The organism is Rhodanobacter sp. T12-5 (assembly GCF_008329435.1).
Lineage (GTDB): Bacteria > Pseudomonadota > Gammaproteobacteria > Xanthomonadales > Rhodanobacteraceae > Rhodanobacter.
In genome coordinates this window covers 287697-307602 of the sequence record NZ_NPKN01000001.1, presented here as the reverse complement: position 1 = coordinate 307602, position 19906 = coordinate 287697, and the positions used below count along the sequence as shown (strand labels likewise).

Genomic DNA, 19906 nt, shown 5'->3' with positions numbered 1-19906 from the left:
TCGGGGCTAGACGGAAATCGCCAGCTTCTCCGAACGGTACAGCTGGATCGTCGCCAGCACCGCGAGTAGCGCCGCCGCCAGACTGCCGGCCAGACACAGGACGAGTTGCTCGCCGGTGACGCCGTCGCCGCGCAGCAGCTGCATGATGCCGAGGTTCTGGCCCAGCAGCGGCACCGCATACATCCACGCCTGCGCCTTGACCGGCATGAATGACAGCACCGCGCTGGGGATGATCGGCACCAGCATCAGCAGCGAGATGTAGGTCTGCGCCTCGCGATAGCTTTTCGCGAACGCCGCCACCATCGACTGCAGCGCAGCCAGCAGCAGTACCAGTGGCAGCATCAGCAGCAGCACGTACGCGGCGAAGTGCGCACCCAGATCCAGTTCCATGCCGATCTTCTCGGCGGGAATAAACTGCCCGACCACGGCGAACGCCAGCAGAGTGATCAGCAGGCTGACGATCGAGAACACGCAGATCGCCGCCAGTTTGCCGCACAGGATCTTCCAGCGCGCCACCGGGTTGGCGAACAGCGGTTCCAGCGACTGCCGCTCGCGCTCGCCCGCGGTGAGGTCGATCGCCAGGTACATGCCGCCCATGAAGATGGTGATCACGAAGAAATACGGCAGCATCGCGAACAGCAGCACGGCGCGAGATTGCGGCGTGGCCTGGTCGCGCCTGGCCACCTGCAGCGGCCAGGCCGTCCCGGGCGACATCCCGCGCGCGACCAGCCGCATTGCGCCCTGTTGTCGCGCATAGCTTTCGACCAGGCGGGTCACCCGTTCCACCGAAGTATTCGCATCACGCTGCGACGAGTCGTAGAACAGTTCGACCTGTACCGGCTCGCCCTTGCGCCAGGCCCTGCCGTAATCGGAGGCGATGCGCAGCACGACGTCGGCCTCCTGCTTGCGCACGGCTTGCGCGGGATCGGCCACCGCTGCACCCGGCACCACACCGCCGACCTTCAGGGCATCGACCAGGTTCGGCGCGTACTCGGCACCGATCACCGGCACCGGCAGCGGCTTCTCGGCCTTTTCCAGCTCGCGGTTGAGGGTGACGTTGAGCAGCAGCACCAGCAGGATCGGCCCCAGCAGCGGGCCGGTCAGGAACGCGCTCATCAGGGTGCGCCGGTCGCGCAGGTTTTCCTTCACCTCCTTCAGGAACACGGTGAGGAATGCGCTGCGACGCGGCGACTTGTTCACCGTATTCATGCGGCCAGCCCCTCATCGGTGCCGATGATCTTCACGAATGCATCTTCCAGGTTGGCCTCGCCGGTCTGCGCGCGCAGCGCATCCGGCGATTCGTCGGCGACCACGCGGCCGTTCGCGATCACCACGATGCGATCACACAGCGCAGCCACCTCCTGCATGATATGGCTGGAAAAAAGCACGCAACGGCCTTCGCCCTTCAGCCGCAACATGAACTGGCGCAGTGCTCGCGTGGCCATCACGTCGAGGCCATTGGTCGGTTCGTCGAGGATCACATTGCGCGGGTCGTGCACCAGCGCGCGGGCGATCGCGGTTTTCACCCGCTGGCCCTGCGAGAAGCCCTCGGTACGGCGGTCGGCGATGTCGTCCATCTCCAGCGCCGCGATCAGCGCGTCGCGGCGGTTCTTCAACAGATCCTCCGGCAGCCCATGCAGCCGCGCGAAATAATCGATGTTTTCGCGCGCGGTCAGACGCTTGTACAGCCCGCGCGCGTCCGGCAACACGCCGAGCTGGCGACGCACGCCGAGCGGGTCGATCACCGCGTCGATGCCGTCCACCAGCACCTGTCCGCGATCGGGTGTCATCAGCGTGTAGAGCATGCGCAACGCGGTGGTCTTGCCGGCGCCGTTGGGGCCGAGCAGGCCGGTGATTTCGCCATCGCGAGCCGTGAAGCTGACGCCGTCGACGGCCTTCACCGCACCGAATGCCTTGTACAACCCCCTTGCTTCGATCATGGCGCGGCTCCTTAAGGGGTTGAACCGTTGAAGTCGATGAAGATCGGCGTCGGTTGCAGCCGGTCCAGGCAGTTGGCGTCCAGCGTCTTCGGATCGAGTTGCTCGACGAAGCGCTGGATCAGCTGAGGCGTGCAGCCAGCTGCCATGACGCTGTGCGCCTGCCCCTTGAGAACCAGCACGCGCGCGTTGGGCAGGCCCTTCGCCACCGTCTCGGCATAGCGCGGAGGCGTCACTGGATCGTACTGGCCGGCCAGCAGCAGCACCGGCTTGTCGGTCTTCAGCGGCTGATGGAAGTCCGCCGGGCGAATGCCCTTGGGCCACACCGAGCAAACCGCCTTGAGCGAGTCGATCATGCGCGTGCCCAGTATGGTGCCGGCATCCTGCGGACGCGGCGTCAGCAGGTCCGCATCCTCACTGCAGATCACCGAGTACTGCATGCCACTGCCCATCAACTCGGACAGCTCGCCGGACAGGATCTTCGCCTGACCCAGCAACGGCCCGACGTCGCCGTGAGCGGCCGCGTCGATCGACAACGGCAACAGCGCCGCGGTGGCCGGTGTGTACGCGAACATCCGCACCACGCTGGCGAGCGCATCCTCGTTCAGTACCCGCTTCACCGTCTGGTAGCTCTGCGGATCGCGGAAGCTGACTTCGTGCGGATTCGCGCGCAGCGCGTCGCGCAGCTGATACAGGGTCTGATCCGGGTCGCCGAACTGCTTCTTGCAGGCCGGCACGGCGGTGCAGCGGGCAAACTGTGCCTTCAGCGCATCGTCCAGGTTACGCGCGAAATCCTCGCCAAGGACGGCCGTGTTCGGCACCACGCTGTCCAACACCACGCTGCGCACCGCCTGCGGGAAACGCCGCAGGTATTGCTGCGCCATCCGGGTGCCATATGACACCCCGAGCAGGTCGAGCTGGGGCGATCCGAGCGCCTTGCGCACGTCCTCCAGATCCTGCGCCGCGATGGTGGTGGTGTAGTAGCGTGGATCGGCGTGACCGGCCAGTTCATGCAGGCAGACAGCTGCGGCGGCCCGCAATTTGGCGGCATCGAACGTGCTGTCGCCGGGCGCGGCCGCCTCGTCAGGCTCCTTGCAGTCGAGTGCATTCGAGCCGCCCGTGCCGCGCTGGTCCAGCAGCAGCACGTGACGATGCGCCAGCAGCGGCTTCAGCGTTGCCGCCACCGTGCCGGCCGAGTCGGTTGCCGCCTGGCCGGGACCGCCGGCAAGAAACACCAGCATGTCCTGGCTCGCCACCTGGGCGCGCGAACGCAACACCGCCAGCTTCAACTTGATCGTGCGGCTGTGCGGATCGGCGCGGTTCTCCGGCACCGGAAAATCGCTGCACCAGGCCGCCGTGCTCAGCCCGCTGTTCGGCTGCGCCAGGTCGCATGCGGTCAGCGTGACCGAACCCAGCTTCCAGGTCCGCTCTCCCGGCTTGCCGTTGTCCGCGGGCGCGGCGACCAGTGCGTCGTCCGATTTGCCGGCATGGGGTTGGCTCCACGCCAGAAACCCCATGACCGTCGCCACGAGGATCGCCATGAAGGTCGCGATTCGCCCACTCGTCGTCATGCATCTACCTCGCCGGGTACGAATATCGATTCGATCGGACGGCCAAACAACGTCGCGATCCTGAATGCCAGTGGCAAACCGGGATCGTACCTGCCTGTCTCGATGGCATTGATGGTTTGTCGCGATACGTTCAGCTGCGCGGCCAGATCGGCCTGCGACCAGCCGCGCTCGTTGCGCAGTTCGCGCACACGGTTATTCATGACGTGGTGACTCCTGACCAGCGGGCAACTGGCGCCCCGCCACGCTCAGACCACCTGCCTGCAACGGCCGGTCGAGCCCGCCGGCGCTCCGATGGCCACTTCGGCCCTGCCAGAACAGCTCTTTCGCCAGCAGGCTCAACAAGGTCGGAACAGGGCCGGCGATGCCGCAGGATCGAGCAGTCAACCTTGTGCATGTTCGTCTCCTCGCCGAAGCCTGAATGTCAAGCATGCATGTCATTCGGACGGAATGATTGATGTCAAGTAAACTTGACATTTTGTCACAAATCACATGAGCCAATCTCACAAGTTGATGATAATTTGTTAAATTAAGTGACGCAGTTCGCACTTTGAGTGACATAATTTGTGAGCGGAAGCTGACATATACGTCAAATTTTCGTTGATGGTCAGTAAAGGCCGCCTGGAACAGGCGTTCCGTCGGTCGACGAATATTGGCATGGCGGTTGCTTCAGGGTACTTAAGCCGCGGCGGATTTTTCGCGGTCCGTGTTTCGTCCGGGGGGATCGGGCTTCGCCGAAGAAGCCCACCGGTTGCGTCAAAACCTTGCTGAAAGCCTGCATCCCGTGCAGGGCGCAGCGCTGCAGTCGTATCTATTTACTCACGAGGAAAACCGAATGAAGAAGACTCTGCTCTCCACCGCGCTGGTTGCCGTCATGGCCGCCGTCGCTTTCGCTCCGACCGCCCAGGCTGCTCCTGCCAGCGGCACCATCACCATCAAGGGCACGGTGCTTGCCGACACCTGCACCGTCAACGTCAACGGCGGAGCTGCCGTGGTCCTGCCGTCCGTCATGACCGGAGCACTGGCAACGCCTGGTACGACAGCGGGCAGCACCCCGTTCTCCATCGGCCTGTCCGCCTGCGATACCAACGCCATCAGCGCAACGATGGTGTTCAACGGCACGAACATCGACAGCACCACCGGCTACCTCAAGAACACCGGCAGCGCCACCAACGTCATGGTGCAACTGCTGAACAGTGCGAACGCCGTGATCAATACCAGCGACAACACCAATGCCCCCGTGATCGCACTGTCGAGCGGCACCGGTACCACTTCGCTCAAGGCCCGGTATGTCGCGGTCGGCGGAGCGGCCACGGCCGGTCTGGTCCAGACCTCTGTCGGCTTCACGCTGACTTACCTGTAAGTGAAGCATCGACGCGCTGCAGCCAGCGATCCAGGCTGCAGCGCGTTCGCCGGACACGGTGTCACACCTTCGATCCGCTACGGAATACCTCGATGAAAAGCCTGCTCTGCGCCTTGGGCTCAGCCCTGATCGGGCTTTGCGCCGCGACCGGCGCCGCCAACGCCAGTGTCGTGATCGCCGGCACCCGCGTGGTGTTTCCGGCCGCCAATGGCGAGGTCACGGTGCGCCTGAGCAACGACGGCAGCCAGCCGGCCCTGGTCGAGGCATGGATCGACAGCGGCAACCCCGCCTCCACCCCCGATAGTGCCAAGGTGCCGTTCCTGATCACGCCGCCGCTGGTGCGCATGAATGCGGGCAAGGGCCAGAGCCTGCGCATCATCTATACCGGCCAGCCGTTGCCGACGGACCGCGAGTCGCTGTTCTGGCTGAACGTGCTGGAGATTCCACCCAAGCCCACGGCAAAACCGGGCGAGGAGCGGAACACGTTGCAATTCGCCGTGCGTTCGCGGCTGAAGCTTTTCTTTCGCCCGGCCAACCTCGCCGGCGAACCGACCATCGCGGCGCAGCAGATCACCTGGAAGGCGGTCGCGGACGGCAGCGGCTACGCGCTGGAGGCACACAACCCCACGCCGTACTACATCACTTTCAGCAAGCTCTCGCTGAGCGTCGACAGCACGGCATATGCATCGGACAGCGGCATGGTGGCGCCGCTGTCGACACTGCGCCTGCCGATCAAGAACCTGGATCACGCAGCGGCGGCAGGTAGCGTTGTCGACTACACCACGATCAACGATTTCGGTGCGGCCACACCTTACAAGGGCACGATTTCTCCGTGAACCCGGCCCGCGCCAGCGCTTCGATGACGGCTTCGCGCGGGCTCGCAGCCCGTCGGCCGTTGTTGTCGGCGCTGATCGGCCTGGCGCTGTGCGGCTCGGGTGGCCACGCGGCCGCCGCAGCGGCCGCTGGCCCGAGCGCGGACGCCAGCGCTCCGGCAGGTGACGCCATGGATGCCAGCTTCGACCGCAGCATGCTTTCCGGTGCGGGGCAGAACACCACCGACCTGTCGCGCTTCGAGCGCGGCAACTTCGTGCCTTCGGGCACGTACAGCGTCGACATCTATCTCAACGACGGCCCGGTCGGCCGAAGCGACGTGCGCTTTGCCGCACCCTCGGCCGATGCCAGCGCGACGCCCTGCGTGACCCGGACGCTGCTCGACAAACTGGGCCTGCACCCGGTCGATCTGCCGGCGCAGACCACCGCCGATCTGACCGACGCCAACGTCTGCGTCGACATGGCCAGCGTGATTCCCGGCGCCAGCATGAATTTCGAGATGTCCGATCTGCGGCTGGACACCAGCGTGCCGCAGGCCTATCTGGGGTTGATGGCACGCGGCTACGTCGACCCGAAGTACTGGGATTCCGGCGTCAACGCCGGCCTGCTCAACTACAACTTCAACAGCTACCGCACCAGCAGCCAGGGCCTGGCGCAGACCTCGGCGTATCTCGGACTGAATGCCGGACTGAACCTGGGGCGCTGGCACATCCGCCACAACTCCTCGCTGAACTGGCAGTCGGGCATCGGCGGCGCACCTTCCACCCATCGCTGGCAGAACATCGCCACCTACGCGCAGCGCGATTTGCCATCCATTCGCGCACAGCTGACATTGGGCGACTCCTGGACCAGCGGCGAGATCTTCGACAGCATCGGCCTGCGCGGCGTGCAGCTTGCCACCGATGACCGCATGCTGCCGCAGTCGCTGCGCGGCTATGCGCCCACGGTGCGTGGTGTCGCCGACAGCAACGCCAAGGTGACCGTCAGCCAGAACGGCATGCTGATCTACCAGACCACCGTCGCGCCCGGCCCCTTCACCATCGATGACCTCTACGCCACCGGTTATGGCGGTGACTTCGAAGTCACCGTGACCGAAGCGAGCGGCCGCGTGCATACGTTCTCGGTGCCTTACGCCAGCGTGCCGCAGCTGCTGCGTCCGGGCGTCACCCGTTTCAGCGTGGCCGCTGGCCAGATCCGCGACGAGTCGATCAAGCACAAGCCGGACGTGATGCAGGCCACCGTGCAGCGCGGCTTCACCAACATGCTGACCGGCTACGCCGGCGCCACCGGTTCGCAAGGCTACGCGGCGCTGTTGCTGGGCAGTGCACTGAACACGCGTTACGGCGCCTTCGCCATGGACGTCACCGCCGCGCACACGCGCATTCCGGGCATCGACACCATGTCCGGCCAGAGCGTGCGCCTGAGCTACAGCAAGACGCTGCCGCAGACCGGCACATCGCTGACCGTGGCTGCGTATCGCTATTCCACCAGCGGCTACCTCACCCTGGGCGACGCCGTGCGGGCGCGCGACTACGCGCGTCGCGGCCTGCCCGTGTTTGCCAGCGGCCCGGCGCGACCGCTGACGATCAATGGCATTCCGATATCCGACCTGCTCACACCGGAACAGCAGGCGGCATTGGCCGGCAACGATTTTCGCGACCAGGTGATATCCACGGGCGTGGACCGACAGCGCAACAACTTCAGCCTGACCCTGAGCCAGCAGTTGGGCGCTCGCGGCGGCTCGTTGTATGTCAGCGGCTCGGCTCGCGACTACTGGAACCGCGGCGGTACCGACACGCAGTTCCAGGTCGGTTACAACAATTCGTTCGGCCGGGTGAACTACAACCTCTCCGCCAGCCGCGAGCGCGATTTGTTCGGGCGCAGCGACAACCGCTACATGGCGAATGTCACGATTCCGCTGGGCAGCGGTTCGCACCAGCCCCTGCTCACCGGCGGACTCGCTCGCGACAGCCACGGGGGCATGCAGGAGCAGGCCACGCTCAGCGGCACTGCCGGCGTCGACGACCGCTTCAACTACGGTGCCACGGCCACGCATGACAGCGGAGACACAGGCACCGGCAGCGCGGGCAGCACCGGCAGCGTCAACGCGGGCTACCGTGGCGCGCATGTGCAGATCAATGCGGGCTTCGGCGCGGGCAGCGGCTACTCGCAATCGTCGCTGAGCGTCGCCGGTGGTGTCGTTGCGCACCCGGGCGGCATCACGTTCGGCCTGCCGCTGGGCGACACCGTGGCCATCGTGGCGGCGCCGGACGCCGCAGGCGCACGCGTCGGCAATGCGGCCGGCGTGCGCATCGACCGCGCCGGCTACGCACTCGTGCCCTACGTCACCCCCTACATCCTCAACACCATCAACATCGACCCCACCGGCCTCTCGCTGGACGTACAACTCGACAGCACCAGCGCCCAAGTGGCACCGCGTGCCGGCGCCGTGGTGATGGTGAAATTCAAGAGCGAAAGTGGCCACTTCGTGTTGATCCAGACGCATCTCCCCGACGGCAAGACCTTGCCGTTCGGCGCGGAAGTGACGGACGAGCAAGGCCACGCGATAGGCGTGGTGGGCCAGGCCGGGCGGATCATGGTACGCCTGCAGCACGCGAGCGACCGCCTCAGCGTGCAGTGGCAGGATCAGGACGTGACCCGCACCTGCTCGCTCCCCTACCAACTGAAAAAAGCGCAAGACAAGACGAAGTTCGAACAGATAGAAGTCACCTGCGAACCGTCACGCGATACGCAGGTTGCCAGGAGTGGAACATGATGCGCGCCAACTGGCTGTGGATGATGCTGTTGTTGCTGGGGCTGGTGCCGGGCCAGGTATATGCAGCCGGTTGCAGCTTCAGCTGGCCCAGCTCAACGGGTACGTACTCGGTATCCGTGCCGACGACTATCGTCAACGATCCGAGCATTCCTGCGGGCAGCGTGCTCTATACCTCGGTGCCGACAGGGGTCAGTGGCTATGTCCGTTTCAGCTGCAATGGCAACGGAAATGGCTGGGGTCTGGTGGCTCCCTCCGAAGCCAACCTGCCAGCCAATACGGATCTTTTCCCCACCGGCACCCCCGGCGTGGGGTATCGAGTTATGCAGAATGGCAGCTACATCCATGCGTACCCTTACCTGGACTTGGGGAACAAGTCCTGGCAGGAGGAGGATGCGGTCACGATCGAACTGGTGAAGACAGGTCCCATCACCGATGGCAGCTCCCTGCAGGGTTCACTGTCCAAGTTCAAGGCAGGCACGGACAACAATTACATCATCGACGCGGTAATCAATTTGGCCAATACCTTGACGTTCACAGCACCCGCCTGCCAAGTGACCACCAGCAACATCCTCGTGACCTTGCCCACGGTAACCAGCCAGACCTTCAGCGGCGTGGATTCGGTCGCGGGCACCAAGCCTTTCCAGATCGGGCTGAGCTGCTCCAGCGGTGCCGTGGTACGCATCACCCTGGACACGGCCACACCGGTTGCCGGCAAGGCCGGCGTCATCGCGCCATCGAGCGGTGGCAGCGGCGGCGTCGGTGTGCAGTTGCTGGACTCGTCGGGGGTGACACCCGTGCAATTCGGTGTCGCCAAAACCATTGGAGCTACACCGGATGGCGCACTCTCGGTGAATTACTTCGCCCAGTACTACCAGACCGGAAGCACGGTGAGCGCAGGTCAGCTCACTGCCACCGCAACATTCACGCTCTCATACCAGTAGCGACCTTGGTCTCTTGTCAAAAGGCGCGGTGGCTTGCTTCGCGCAAAGCCTTTCGCAGTTATTCGTAGGTACGCACGACCAACTTCGCCCGTACCTCGCCCTCGACATTTGCATAGCCGGCGAAGTACTCGAGCAGCCGGTCGTTCGCTATGACCGCCGCGTCGAGACTGACCACCGTGTGCGAATAAGAGCGGCCTGGGTCGGTGGGCGTCTGGCCGCAGGTCGAACGACCCGGCGCAAGTCCATCCACCGCCTGCAAATGGCTCGCCATAGGGTCAGAGGCACTTTCGGTGGAACAGGTGGGCTCCACGACAGCACCCGAAAACACGATGCGGCCGGTTGCCGCGTTCGCGCTCGGCATGCTCGCGAGCATGGCCAGCGCGATCAATACGCAACCGGAAATTCTGGTGCCGAGCGGACGAGCCATACCGTTCACCTCTTGAGGTGACCCCGGCCTTTGCGGGGTTCCCTGAGTGGCTTACGGCCGGCTTCGCCCGAGCTTTACCGCTCAGGACAGGCCTGTGTCGCAAAATGTGACGCGCGTCACAATCAAGTGACGCTCCGGGCCCGACTTCGCCGCAACCACCTGTCGCTGCGGTGATTTACCCACCCGGACCGTGAGCCGCGCGTGAGGCGAATCGTTCACGATGTCACCGCCCAGGGCTCGTCCCGATGGCACGGTGCGAGTCAGATGTCATATCGGCGCGCGGGCGCCAACCTTGATCAACGCGAGGAGATGTACTTCTCCCGCCGGATCTGCGACACCGGCAAACCGAACTCCTTCAGCGCCGTGAACGCCGCGTCGACCATGTTCGGGTTGCCGCACAGGTACGCGATGTCGCGGTCGGCTTGCGGGCCGAGTTCGGCCAGCACGTTCTGCACGTGGCCGCTGCGGTCGGTGGGGCGCGGCACTGCGCGAGCTTCGCGGCTGAGGCAGCCGTGGAACAGGAAGCCGGGATGGGTTTTCGCGAACGCCTCGAACTCTTCGCCGTAGAGCAGTTCGGCCTCGCTGCGGGCGCCGTACAACAGCACCACCTGGCGGTCACCCTTCGCCAGCAGTTTCTCGATCTGCGGCAGCATGGCGCGGTACGGGGTGACGCCGGTGCCTGTGGCCAGCAGCAGGTAGCGCGGATGGGTGTCGGTGTCCTGCAGGCAGAAGCGGCCGTACGGGCCGCTGGCGTCGATCACGCCGCCCTCGGGCAGTTCGCCAAGGAGTTTGGTGGCGGCGCCGCCTTCGACGTAACTCACCGCGATCTCGATGCGCCGCACCGGCGAGCTGCCATCGCCGATGGTAGCCACCGAATAGCTGCGCTTGGTCGCGGTGCCGTCGTCGTAGTGGAAGTGCACCTGCAGGAACTGGCCTGGCTGGAAGGCAAGCGGCTGGCCGTCGGCGCGCTCGAACACGAGGTGGCGCACCGCCGGGGCGAGCATGTAACTGTCGACGAGACGGAGCTGGAAATGGTCGGCCATGAAGGTTTCCGAAACGGTGCGTGCGGCTGGCGCGGCCAGACGGGCTGGGGTAGCCCGCTATAATAAGGGGCTAATCCCCTCGGTGCAGCCCATGTCCCCGCAGTCCCTAGATACGGCCCCCGCACTTGTCGTCGACAATCTGCGCAAAACCTACGGCAACGGCGTCGAAGCGCTGAAAGGCATCAGCCTGACCGTGCAGCCCGGCGACTTCTTCGCCCTGCTCGGCCCCAACGGTGCCGGCAAGTCCACCCTGATCGGCATACTGTCCTCGCTGGTGAACTCCACTTCCGGCGACGCGCGAGTGTTCGGGGTGTCGGTCAACAAGGATCGCAGCGCGGCGATGCGGCTGATCGGCCTGGTGCCGCAGGAGATCAACTTCAACCAGTTCGAGAAGCCGTTCGACATCTGCGTGAACGAGGCGGGCTTCTATGGCATTCCGCGGAAAATAGCCATCGAGCGCGCGGAGAAATACCTGAAGGAACTGCGCCTGTGGGACAAGGCGCAGATGCAGGCGCGCACGCTGTCCGGCGGCATGAAACGGCGACTGATGATCGCCCGCGCGATGATGAACGAGCCGAAGCTGCTGATCCTGGACGAGCCCACCGCCGGCGTCGACATCGAGATCCGCCGCTCGATGTGGCAGTTCGTCAGCGCCATCAACGCGGCCGGCACCACGGTGATCCTGACCACGCATTACCTGGAGGAAGCCGAGTCGCTGTGCCGCAACATCGCGATCATCGACCACGGCACCATCATCGAGAACACCAGCATGAAGCGCCTGCTGGCGACGCTGGACGTGGAAACCTTCATGCTGGACGTGGCGTCGATGCCGACCGAGTTGCCGACGCTGCCCAACGTCGGCCTGCGCCGCCGCGACGACCACACGCTGGAGGCCGAAATGGCCCGCTCGCACGACCTCAATTCGCTGTTCGCGGCGCTGTCCGCGCACGGCATCACGGTGACTTCGATGCGCAACAAGACCAACCGGCTGGAGGAGCTGTTCGTGCGACTGGTGGAAGGCGGCCGCAACGGCAGCCCGCAGGAGCAGGCCGCATGAGCAACGCCGCCGCCAACCTGGTCGCCCTCAACACGCTCGTCCGTCGCGAAATCGCACGCATCATGCGCATCTGGACGCAGACGCTGATTCCGCCCGCAATCACCATGACGCTGTACTTCGTGATTTTCGGCAAGCTGATCGGCAGCCGCATCGGCAACATCGCGGGCGGGTTCACCTACATGCAGTACATCGTGCCGGGCCTGGTGATGATGAGCATCATCACCAACAGCTACGGCAACATCTCCAGTTCGTTCTTCGGCGCCAAGTTCAGCCGCGCGGTGGAGGAGATGCTGGTATCGCCGATGCCGAACTGGGTGATCCTGCTCGGCTACGTGGCCGGTGCGGTGGCGCGCGGGCTCGTCGTGGGCATCCTGGTACTGCTGATCGCACTGTTCTTCACCAGCCTGCACGTGATGCATCCGCTGATCACGTTCGCCTCGGTGCTGCTCGGCGCCACGATCTTCTCGCTGGCCGGCTTCGTCAACGCGGTCTATGCGAAGAAGTTCGACGACATCGCGCTGGTGCCGACCTTCATCCTGACCCCGCTGACCTACCTTGGCGGCGTGTTCTATTCGGTCAACATGTTGGGCGAGCCGTGGCAGGCGATCTCGCGCGCCAACCCGATCCTTTACATGGTCAACGCGTTCCGCTTCGGCGTACTCGGCATCAGCGACGTGAATGTCGGCGTGGCGTTCGTGGTGATGATCGGGTTCGTGGTCGCGCTGTCGATCGTGGCGCTGCAGTTGCTCAAACGGGGCGTCGGGTTGCGCTCCTGAGAGCAGAAACGAGTGGAGAGGAGTGAGCAATGAGTAAAAGCCGCCAACCGCCACTCATTCCTCACTCCTCTCCACTCATTCCTGCCCTATGCGCGTCAACAAATACATCAGCGAAACCGGCCTGTGCTCGCGCCGCGAGGCGGACGAGCTGCTGCTGGCCGGCCGCGTCAGCATCAACGGCGAAGTGGTCACCACCGGCGCGAAGGCGCTGGATGGCGACGAGGTACGCGTCGACGGCGAGATCGTCAAGGCGCGCATCCTCGCCGCCACGCCGGCGGCGAAGAAGGCCATCTACATCGCGCTGAACAAGCCGGTCGGCATCACCTGCACCACCGACCAGAGCGTGGACGGCAACATCGTCGACTTCATCGACCACCCGCAACGGATCTTCCCGATCGGTCGACTGGACAAGGATTCCGAAGGACTGATCCTGCTGACCAGCAACGGCGACATCGTCAACGAGATCCTGCGCGTGGAAAACCACCACGAGAAGGAATACCTGGTCGGCGTGAACAAGGCGGTCACCGACGAATTCCTGGCCGGCATGGCCAAGGGTGTGCGCATCCACAACCAGATGACGAAACCCTGCCGCACCCGCCGCATCGCGAAGTTCGGCTTCTCGATCGTGCTGACCCAGGGACTGAACCGGCAGATCCGCCTGATGGCCGCCGCGTTCGGCTACCGCGTGACCCAGTTGCGCCGCGTGCGCATCGACAACGTAAAGCTGGCGCACCTGAAAGTCGGGCAGTGGCGCAACCTCACCGACGCGGAATTGAAGGGTCTGCTGCCCGGCCACACGCAGTGGTGACTCCCCGCTTTTCCGTGGGAGCGGCTTCAGCCGCGATGTTTTTCCGGTTGGCCCAAAAGCATCGCGGCTGAAGCCGCTCCCACAATAGCGGCCCGCTACGCGGCCGGCAGGGCCTGCAGATCCCAGCGCGGGCGCACCTGCACGGTTTCGTCCTGGTGCTGGCCGTTGGCCAGGCGGATCGCGCCGGCCAGCGCGATCATTGCGCCATTGTCGGTGCAGAAATCCAGTCGCGGGAAATACACCCGGAAGCCGTCCTTCTCGCCGGCCTTGGCCAGTTCGCTGCGCAATCTTCGGTTGGCACCGACGCCACCGGCGATCACCAACCGCTGCGCGCCACTGGCCTCAAGGGCACGGCGGCACTTGATGATCAGCGTGTCGACGATAGCCTCCTCGAACGCGCGGGCGATGTCGGCGCGGGTCTGGTCGCTCTGATCCGACTTTTGCCAGGCCAGCAGCACCTGGGTCTTCAGGCCGGAGAAGCTGAAATCCAGCCCCGGCCGGTCGGTCATAGGCCGGGAGAAGCGGAACGCGCCGGCACGCCCCTGCTCGGCCAGTTTCGCCAGCGCCGGGCCGCCGGGATACGGCAGGCCCATCATCTTGGCAGTCTTGTCGAAGGCCTCGCCCGCAGCGTCGTCCAGCGTGTCGCCAAGAATCGCGTACTGGCCGATCGCCTTGACCTCGACCAGCAGCGAATGGCCGCCGGACACCAGCAAGGCCACGAATGGCGGCTCCGGCGGGTTTTCCTCCAGCAGCGGCGCCAGCAGGTGACCTTCCATGTGATGCACGCCGATCGCCGGCACACCCAGCGCCCAGGCCAGCGCGCGACCCAGCGACGCGCCCACCAGCAAGGCGCCGACCAGGCCGGGACCGGCGGTATAGGCCACCCCACCCAGGTCCTGCACGGTGAGTCCGGCCTGGGCCAGCGCCTCGCGAATCAGCGGCACCAGCTTGCGCACGTGGTCGCGGCTGGCCAGCTCGGGCACCACGCCGCCATAATCGGCGTGCAGCCTGATCTGGCTGTACAAGGTGTGCGCCAGCAGGCCGCGGCCAGGCGCTTCCGGCTCCCAGCGCAGCAGGGCCACGCCGGTCTCGTCACAGGAGCTCTCGATGCCAAGAATCGGCTTCATTGGCTCGGCCTTTGAAAATTCTTCATCGTGCACGGTATAATTCCCGGCTCACCACATTCCACTGTCCTGCAAGAGCAGGCAGATTACCACCCGGAGTTTCCATGCCCAACGTAAAAGTTCGCGAGAACGAGCCGTTCGAGATCGCACTGCGTCGTTTCAAGCGTACCTGCGAGAAGGCCGGCGTCCTGGCCGAAACGCGCAAGCGCGAGTTCTACGAGAAGCCGACCCAGGAGCGCAAGCGCAAGCGCGCTGCCGCCGTGAAGCGTCACCTGCGCCGTTTGTCGCGCGACGTTTCGCGCAAGGTCCGTCTGTACTGAGTTTCCCGATCCGCCGTCGCGGCGGATCATGTGAAACACGGTAGGCGCGGGTTCTCGCAGCCACCGCAAGCACAGCAGAATCGACTTGGCCGGTGTTGTCCCGAAGGGCAACGCCGGCTTTGTCGTTTCCGTAGAATCGATAACCCACTTCCCGAGGCCCACGCCATGACCCTCAAGCAGCAGCTCACCGAAGACATGAAGACCGCCATGCGCGGCGGCGACAAGCACCGGCTGGGCGTGATCCGGTTGATGCTGGCAGCGATCAAGCAGCGCGAAGTAGACGAGCGGATCGAGCTGGACGACGTACAGGTGCTGACCACACTCGAGAAGATGATGAAGCAGCGCAAGGACTCGGTCAGCCAGTTCGACGCCGCGGGCCGCGACGACCTGTCCGCGATCGAGCGCGCCGAAATGGTGGTGATCGAGACCTACCTGCCCAGCAAGCTCGACGAGGCGGAGATCGATGCCCTGATCACCGCCGCGATCGCCGACACCGGCGCCAGCTCGCCACGCGACATGGGCAAGGTGGTGGCCGCAGTGAAGGAAAAAGCCGCCGGCCGCGCCGACATGGGCGTGGTCTCGGGCAAGATCAAGGCGCGTCTGGCCGGTTGAGGCTACAGGCCCGGCGACGAGGGAGTGTTGCCAAGGCGCGCCCCGCACCGCAGGGTGTATCGATCGTGGGCAGGGTGGACGGTCTCGAAAGCGCATCACAGCGGCAATGCACCGCTTTCACGCACGTTTCGCTACAAAACGCTCACGACTCGCCGGGCCGACATCCGTGCGAGTGACCATCGCCGCGGGAGAAACACATGCTGAAGTGGGCCATCATTTTCGCCATCGTCTCATTGATCACCGGCTGGCTCGGATTCGGCGGCGTGTCCGGCGCTACCGCCACCATCGCCAAAGTGCTGTTCGTGTGCTTCGTGATCCTGTTCGTGCTGGCGCTGCTGGCCGTGATCGGCGTCTTCCACCTTGTGCTCTGACCGACGCAGGCCACCACGAATTGCCTAGAGTCGACCCGGCTCGAGCCGACGATGGCCGGATTTCGCCGAAATATGGAGATATTGTCGCCGGACAACCTTGGTGGCGTTGTCGCCGACGTGGCCATGGGCCAAGCCACCCCGGCGGCAACCGACTAAACTAGGTCACTTATGCGTGGCCTGATCCCCGACAGCTTCATCGATGAACTGCTTGCCCGCGTCGACATCGTCGACGTGATCGAGCGGCGCGTGCCGTTGAAGAAGGCCGGGCGCGAGTGGACCGCGTGCTGCCCGTTCCACAACGAACGTTCGCCGTCGTTCTACGTCAGCCCGGCCAAGCAGTTCTTCCACTGCTTCGGCTGCGGCGTGCACGGCAGCGCCATCAAGTTCCTGATGGACTACGACCGGCTGGAGTTTCCCGATGCGGTCGAGGAGCTGGCGCAGACGGTCGGCATGACCGTGCCGCGCGAGGGCGGTCGCGAAGCCGCGCCCCGCGAGGACAAGACCGACCTGTACGCGTTGCTGGATGCCGCAGCCGGCTGGTACGAAGGCGAGCTGCCGCGCAACGCCGACGCCCAGGCCTATTGCAGGAAGCGCGGGCTCGATGCGGAGACCATCAGGCGCTTCCGCCTCGGCTGGGCACCGGCAGGCTACGACGGCGTGATCAAGTCGCTCGGCAACACGCCGCGCCGGATGGAATTGCTGAACGAAGCCGGCATGGTCGCCAGCAACGAGAAAGGCCACAAGTACGACCGCTTCCGCGAGCGGCTGATGTTCCCGATCCTCGATCGCCGCGGTCGCGTGATCGCGTTCGGCGGACGGGTGTTGAGTTCGGAGCAATCGCCGAAATACCTCAACTCACCGGAGACCCCGTTGTTTCACAAGGGCCGCGAGCTGTTTGCGCTGTGGCAGGTGAAGCAGGCCAACCAGAACCTCGTCCGCATCGTGGTGGTCGAGGGCTACATGGACGTGATCGCCCTGCACCAGGCCGGGCTGCCGATCGCGGTGGCCACGCTGGGCACGGCGACCACGCCGGAGCACACCGAGGTGCTGTTCCGCGCCGCACCCGACGTGGTGTTCTGTTTCGACGGCGACCGCGCCGGCCGCGCCGCCGCCTGGAAGGCGCTGGAGTCGGCGCTGCCGCGGCTGCGCGACGGCCGCCAGGCGTATTTCCTGTTCCTGCCCGACGGCGAAGATCCGGATTCGCTCGTGCGCAAGGAAGGCAGGGACGGTTTCGAAAAGCGCATCAGGGAAGCGATGCCGCTGTCCGACTATTTCTTCAACGAGCTGTCGCACGATGTCGACATGGCCAGCCTCGATGGCCGCGCCCGACTGGCCGAACGCGCCCGCCCGCTGATCGCGAAACTGCCCGACGGCGCGTTCCGCGACCTGATGGCGCAGGAACTGGAAAAGCGCAGCGGCGCGCGCGCGATGCTGCAGGCCGATCCGGCCAGCCATCGCGCCATGCAGCGGCCCACGGCGGTGCAGCGCAGTCTGGTGCGCAGCGCGATCTCGTTGCTGCTGGCGCAGCCGGGCGTGGCCGATCAGGTGGAGAAACCCTACCGTTTCCTGCGCCTGGACAAGCCCGGCGTGGGCTTGCTGGCTGAGCTGCTCGACCTCGCGCGCGCGCGTCCGGGCATCAACTCCGCGATGCTGGTGGAGCATTTTGCCGAACGGCCGGAATATCCCTCGCTGCAGAAACTGATGGCGGCGATGTCGGTGGGCGAGCCCGAGGCGCAGCGCATCGAGTTCTTCGATGCGCTGGCGCGAATGGAGGATCAGGCGATCACCCAACGCCGCGACGCACTCACCGCGAAGAGCCGCGACGGCAAGCTGGACAGTGCCGAGAAAGCGGAATTGCGCGAACTGCTGGCCGCTCGTGCACGTCCGTCGGTGACGCCGGCATGACCGCCATGCCGCCGCTGCCGGGCCCGCAGGCAATGGGCCGCAACCCGTCTGTTGGAGCAGGCCCGACGGCAGCGATGTCGGTTTCGCACGAGATGCAGGGATAGCGATGGATCTGTTGCAACACCTGATCACCATCTTTGCCGAGAACGGCTACGTCGCCGTGTTCATCGCGCTGATGATCTGCGGTGCCGGCCTGCCGCTGCCGGAAGACATCACCCTGGTCGCCGGCGGCGTGATCGCCGGGCTCGGCTATGCCAACGTGCATGCGATGTTCGCGCTGACGATGTTCGGCGTACTGCTGGGCGATGCGGCGATCTTCATGCTCGGCCACCACTACGGCGCGCGCATCCTGCAATGGCGGTTCGTGGCGCGCGTGCTGACCCCGGAGCGCTACGCCAAGGTGCAGGAAAAATTCGACCGCTACGGCAACCGCATGCTGTTCTTCGCGCGCTTCCTGCCCGGCATGCGGACCACCGTCTACCTCACCGCCGGCACCACCCATCGGGTGTCGTTCCTGCGCTTTCTGTTGATCGATACGCTGGCCGCGCTGATCAGCGTGCCGTTCTGGGTTTACCTCGGCTTCTTCGGCGCGGACAACCACGAGTGGCTGATGAAATGGATGCACCGCGGCCAGAGCAGCCTGTGGGTGCTGGTCGGTCTGCTCGTGCTGGTGGTGCTGGTGTCGTGGTGGCGGCATCGACGCCGCGCCCGCTGCGGGCTGGACTGAAGTCAGAACACCGGGGCAGCCGCCACGGCACACCCTGCCTTGCCGCGGCGCAAGGCAACGGCTGCGAGCGCAGCCGGTCCCTGCGGAACGCGTCGATCTCGACGGCACGCCATGCCAGCCCCTGTAGTTGAGCGCCAGCCGGACCTTCTTGCAGTAGTGCGACCAGTGCGGTTCGAAGAGAGTTGATCACGGTGGAAATTCGTGGCGCCGCAGGTACCGTTCGCAAGGCCACCTCGCCGCATGAGTGACTCGATCGCGCGGTTACACTGATCGCCACTCCAGCTGCCCGACCCCGATGCCCCTGCTTCGCCATCGTCCCGACAACTTCACCCTCGCCCTGCTCGCCACCGTGCTGCTGGCTTCGCTGCTGCCGTGCCGGGGCGAGACGGCACGAGTGTTCGACGTATTCACCGATGGTGCGATCGCGCTGCTGTTCTTCCTGCACGGTGCCAAGCTGCCGCGCGCGGCGATCATGCGAGGCCTGATCCACTGGCGGCTGCACCTGACTGTATTTGCCGGCACCTTTGTGCTGTTTCCACTGCTGGGGCTCGCATTGCGGCCGCTCGGGCATGCATGGCTGACGCCTGAGCTTTATCTCGGCGTGTTGTTCGTGTGCACGCTGCCGTCGACGGTGCAATCGTCGATCGCATTCACCTCGATCGCCGGCGGCAACGTGTCCGCCGCGGTGGTCAGCGCGTCGATGTCGAACCTCATCGGCATCGTGCTGACGCCACTGCTGGTAGGCCTGCTGCTGGCCAGCCGTGGCGGCGGCACGTCATGGCACGGCGTGCTGGACATCGTGCTGCAGCTGCTGCTGCCGTTCGTGCTCGGGCATGTCGCGCGGCGCTGGATCGGCGGCTGGGTCGACCGGCACAAGCCGGTGCTCGGCTTTACCGACCAGGGCACGATCCTCTTGGTGGTGTACACCGCCTTCAGTGCCGCGGTGGTCGAGGGATTGTGGCGTGATACGCCGATCCCGGCACTGCTGTCCACGCTGGCGATGTGCGCACTGCTGCTGGCGCTGGTGATGCCCACGCTGACCTGGGCCGCGCGCCGGCTCGGTTTTTCGCGCGAGGATGAAATCACGATTGTCTTCTGCGGCTCCAAGAAGAGCATGGCCAGCGGCATCCCGATGGCGAAGATCCTGTTCGCCGGCCAGCTCGGCGGCCTCGGCGCGCTGGTGCTGCCGTTGATGATTTTTCATCAGCTGCAATTGATGGTGTGCGCGGTGGTGGCGCGCAGATATGCGGCACTTGGCAACGGCACGGATACCGAAGATCGCCACGAGGCCGATTGAATGTGGGAGCGACTTCAGTCGCG

The 19906-nt window shown here is 65.1% G+C and carries 20 protein-coding genes; 13 read left to right on the top strand and 7 right to left on the bottom strand.

The window, feature by feature from the left end; translation table 11 throughout:
* Positions 1–6: 6 nt before the first annotated feature.
* The 4 genes from CIW53_RS01310 to CIW53_RS01295 are packed head-to-tail and all read right to left on the bottom strand — an operon-like array spanning position 7 to position 3708.
* Positions 7–1209 (bottom strand): ABC transporter permease, encoded by a 1203-nt coding sequence (locus CIW53_RS01310; protein ID WP_149362898.1) that lies wholly within the window; start codon positions 1207–1209, stop codon positions 7–9.
* Positions 1206–1940: an ATP-binding cassette domain-containing protein gene (locus tag CIW53_RS01305; protein ID WP_149362897.1), complete on the bottom strand. Its 735-nt coding sequence runs from the start codon at positions 1938–1940 to the stop codon at positions 1206–1208. The genes CIW53_RS01310 and CIW53_RS01305 overlap by 4 nt, the downstream gene beginning before the upstream one ends.
* 11 nt (positions 1941–1951) lie before the next feature.
* Entirely contained in the window at positions 1952–3508 is a 1557-nt protein-coding gene (locus CIW53_RS01300) for an alpha/beta hydrolase (RefSeq protein WP_149362896.1), read from the bottom strand.
* On the bottom strand, positions 3505–3708 hold the full coding sequence (locus tag CIW53_RS01295) for a helix-turn-helix transcriptional regulator (RefSeq protein ID WP_172969554.1): 204 nt from the start codon (positions 3706–3708) through the stop codon (positions 3505–3507). The genes CIW53_RS01300 and CIW53_RS01295 overlap by 4 nt, the downstream gene beginning before the upstream one ends.
* 503 nt (positions 3709–4211) lie before the next feature.
* Between CIW53_RS01295 and CIW53_RS01290 the strand changes: the two genes are divergently transcribed.
* The 4 genes from CIW53_RS01290 (at position 4212) to CIW53_RS01275 (ending at position 9416) form a co-directional block, all read left to right on the top strand.
* Complete coding sequence (locus CIW53_RS01290) at positions 4212–4868, top strand: fimbrial protein (protein ID WP_149362895.1); 657 nt, start codon at positions 4212–4214, stop codon at positions 4866–4868.
* A gap of 92 nt (positions 4869–4960) precedes the next feature.
* The gene (locus tag CIW53_RS01285; protein WP_149362894.1) at positions 4961–5704 is read left to right on the top strand and encodes a fimbria/pilus periplasmic chaperone; all 744 of its coding nucleotides are present in this window, start codon (positions 4961–4963) and stop codon (positions 5702–5704) included.
* Positions 5701–8475: a fimbria/pilus outer membrane usher protein gene (locus CIW53_RS01280; RefSeq protein WP_242451727.1), complete on the top strand. Its 2775-nt coding sequence runs from the start codon at positions 5701–5703 to the stop codon at positions 8473–8475. The genes CIW53_RS01285 and CIW53_RS01280 overlap by 4 nt, the downstream gene beginning before the upstream one ends.
* Positions 8472–9416, top strand: a complete 945-nt coding sequence (locus tag CIW53_RS01275; RefSeq protein ID WP_149362893.1) for a fimbrial protein — start codon at positions 8472–8474, stop codon at positions 9414–9416. The genes CIW53_RS01280 and CIW53_RS01275 overlap by 4 nt, the downstream gene beginning before the upstream one ends.
* Positions 9417–9474: 58 nt before the next feature.
* On the opposite strand, the gene CIW53_RS01270 is transcribed toward CIW53_RS01275, so the two are convergent.
* Both CIW53_RS01270 and CIW53_RS01265 read right to left on the bottom strand, forming a co-directional pair.
* Positions 9475–9843 (bottom strand): hypothetical protein, encoded by a 369-nt coding sequence (locus tag CIW53_RS01270; RefSeq protein ID WP_149362892.1) that lies wholly within the window; start codon positions 9841–9843, stop codon positions 9475–9477.
* Between the two features lie 296 nt (positions 9844–10139).
* On the bottom strand, positions 10140–10886 hold the full coding sequence (locus CIW53_RS01265) for an FAD-binding oxidoreductase (RefSeq protein WP_149362891.1): 747 nt from the start codon (positions 10884–10886) through the stop codon (positions 10140–10142).
* A gap of 91 nt (positions 10887–10977) precedes the next feature.
* On the opposite strand from CIW53_RS01265, the gene CIW53_RS01260 reads away from it, so the two are divergent.
* The 3 genes from CIW53_RS01260 to CIW53_RS01250 all read left to right on the top strand — a co-directional run bounded on the left by CIW53_RS01260 (position 10978) and on the right by CIW53_RS01250 (position 13527).
* Entirely contained in the window at positions 10978–11943 is a 966-nt protein-coding gene (locus CIW53_RS01260) for an ABC transporter ATP-binding protein (RefSeq protein ID WP_149362890.1), read from the top strand.
* A complete protein-coding gene (locus tag CIW53_RS01255) occupies positions 11940–12719 on the top strand; it encodes an ABC transporter permease (RefSeq protein WP_149362889.1) in 780 nt (259 codons plus the stop codon). The genes CIW53_RS01260 and CIW53_RS01255 overlap by 4 nt, the downstream gene beginning before the upstream one ends.
* An 88-nt stretch (positions 12720–12807) precedes the next feature.
* The gene (locus CIW53_RS01250) at positions 12808–13527 is read left to right on the top strand and encodes a pseudouridine synthase (protein WP_149362888.1); all 720 of its coding nucleotides are present in this window, start codon (positions 12808–12810) and stop codon (positions 13525–13527) included.
* Positions 13528–13622: 95 nt separating this feature from the next.
* Here CIW53_RS01250 and tsaD read toward each other — a convergent pair whose 3' ends face one another.
* Positions 13623–14654 carry a tRNA (adenosine(37)-N6)-threonylcarbamoyltransferase complex transferase subunit TsaD gene (gene tsaD / locus CIW53_RS01245; RefSeq protein WP_149362887.1) on the bottom strand — a complete coding sequence of 344 codons (1032 nt, stop codon included), beginning with the start codon at positions 14652–14654 and terminating at the stop codon, positions 13623–13625.
* A 101-nt stretch (positions 14655–14755) separates the two neighbouring features.
* Here tsaD and rpsU point away from each other — a divergent pair, with 101 nt between their 5' ends.
* The 6 genes from rpsU (at position 14756) to CIW53_RS01215 (ending at position 19883) form a co-directional block, all read left to right on the top strand.
* Positions 14756–14971 (top strand): 30S ribosomal protein S21, encoded by a 216-nt coding sequence (gene rpsU, locus CIW53_RS01240; RefSeq protein ID WP_007081639.1) that lies wholly within the window; start codon positions 14756–14758, stop codon positions 14969–14971.
* Positions 14972–15136: 165 nt separating this feature from the next.
* Entirely contained in the window at positions 15137–15583 is a 447-nt protein-coding gene (locus CIW53_RS01235; protein WP_149362886.1) for a GatB/YqeY domain-containing protein, read from the top strand.
* A gap of 197 nt (positions 15584–15780) precedes the next feature.
* Positions 15781–15954: a DUF1328 domain-containing protein gene (locus CIW53_RS01230; RefSeq protein ID WP_149362885.1), complete on the top strand. Its 174-nt coding sequence runs from the start codon at positions 15781–15783 to the stop codon at positions 15952–15954.
* A gap of 168 nt (positions 15955–16122) precedes the next feature.
* A complete protein-coding gene (gene dnaG / locus CIW53_RS01225; protein WP_149362884.1) occupies positions 16123–17859 on the top strand; it encodes a DNA primase in 1737 nt (578 codons plus the stop codon).
* A 106-nt stretch (positions 17860–17965) separates the two neighbouring features.
* A complete protein-coding gene (locus CIW53_RS01220) occupies positions 17966–18586 on the top strand; it encodes a DedA family protein (protein WP_149362883.1) in 621 nt (206 codons plus the stop codon).
* A gap of 295 nt (positions 18587–18881) precedes the next feature.
* Positions 18882–19883 (top strand): bile acid:sodium symporter family protein, encoded by a 1002-nt coding sequence (locus tag CIW53_RS01215; RefSeq protein ID WP_149362882.1) that lies wholly within the window; start codon positions 18882–18884, stop codon positions 19881–19883.
* The last annotated feature ends 23 nt before the right edge of the window (positions 19884–19906 follow it).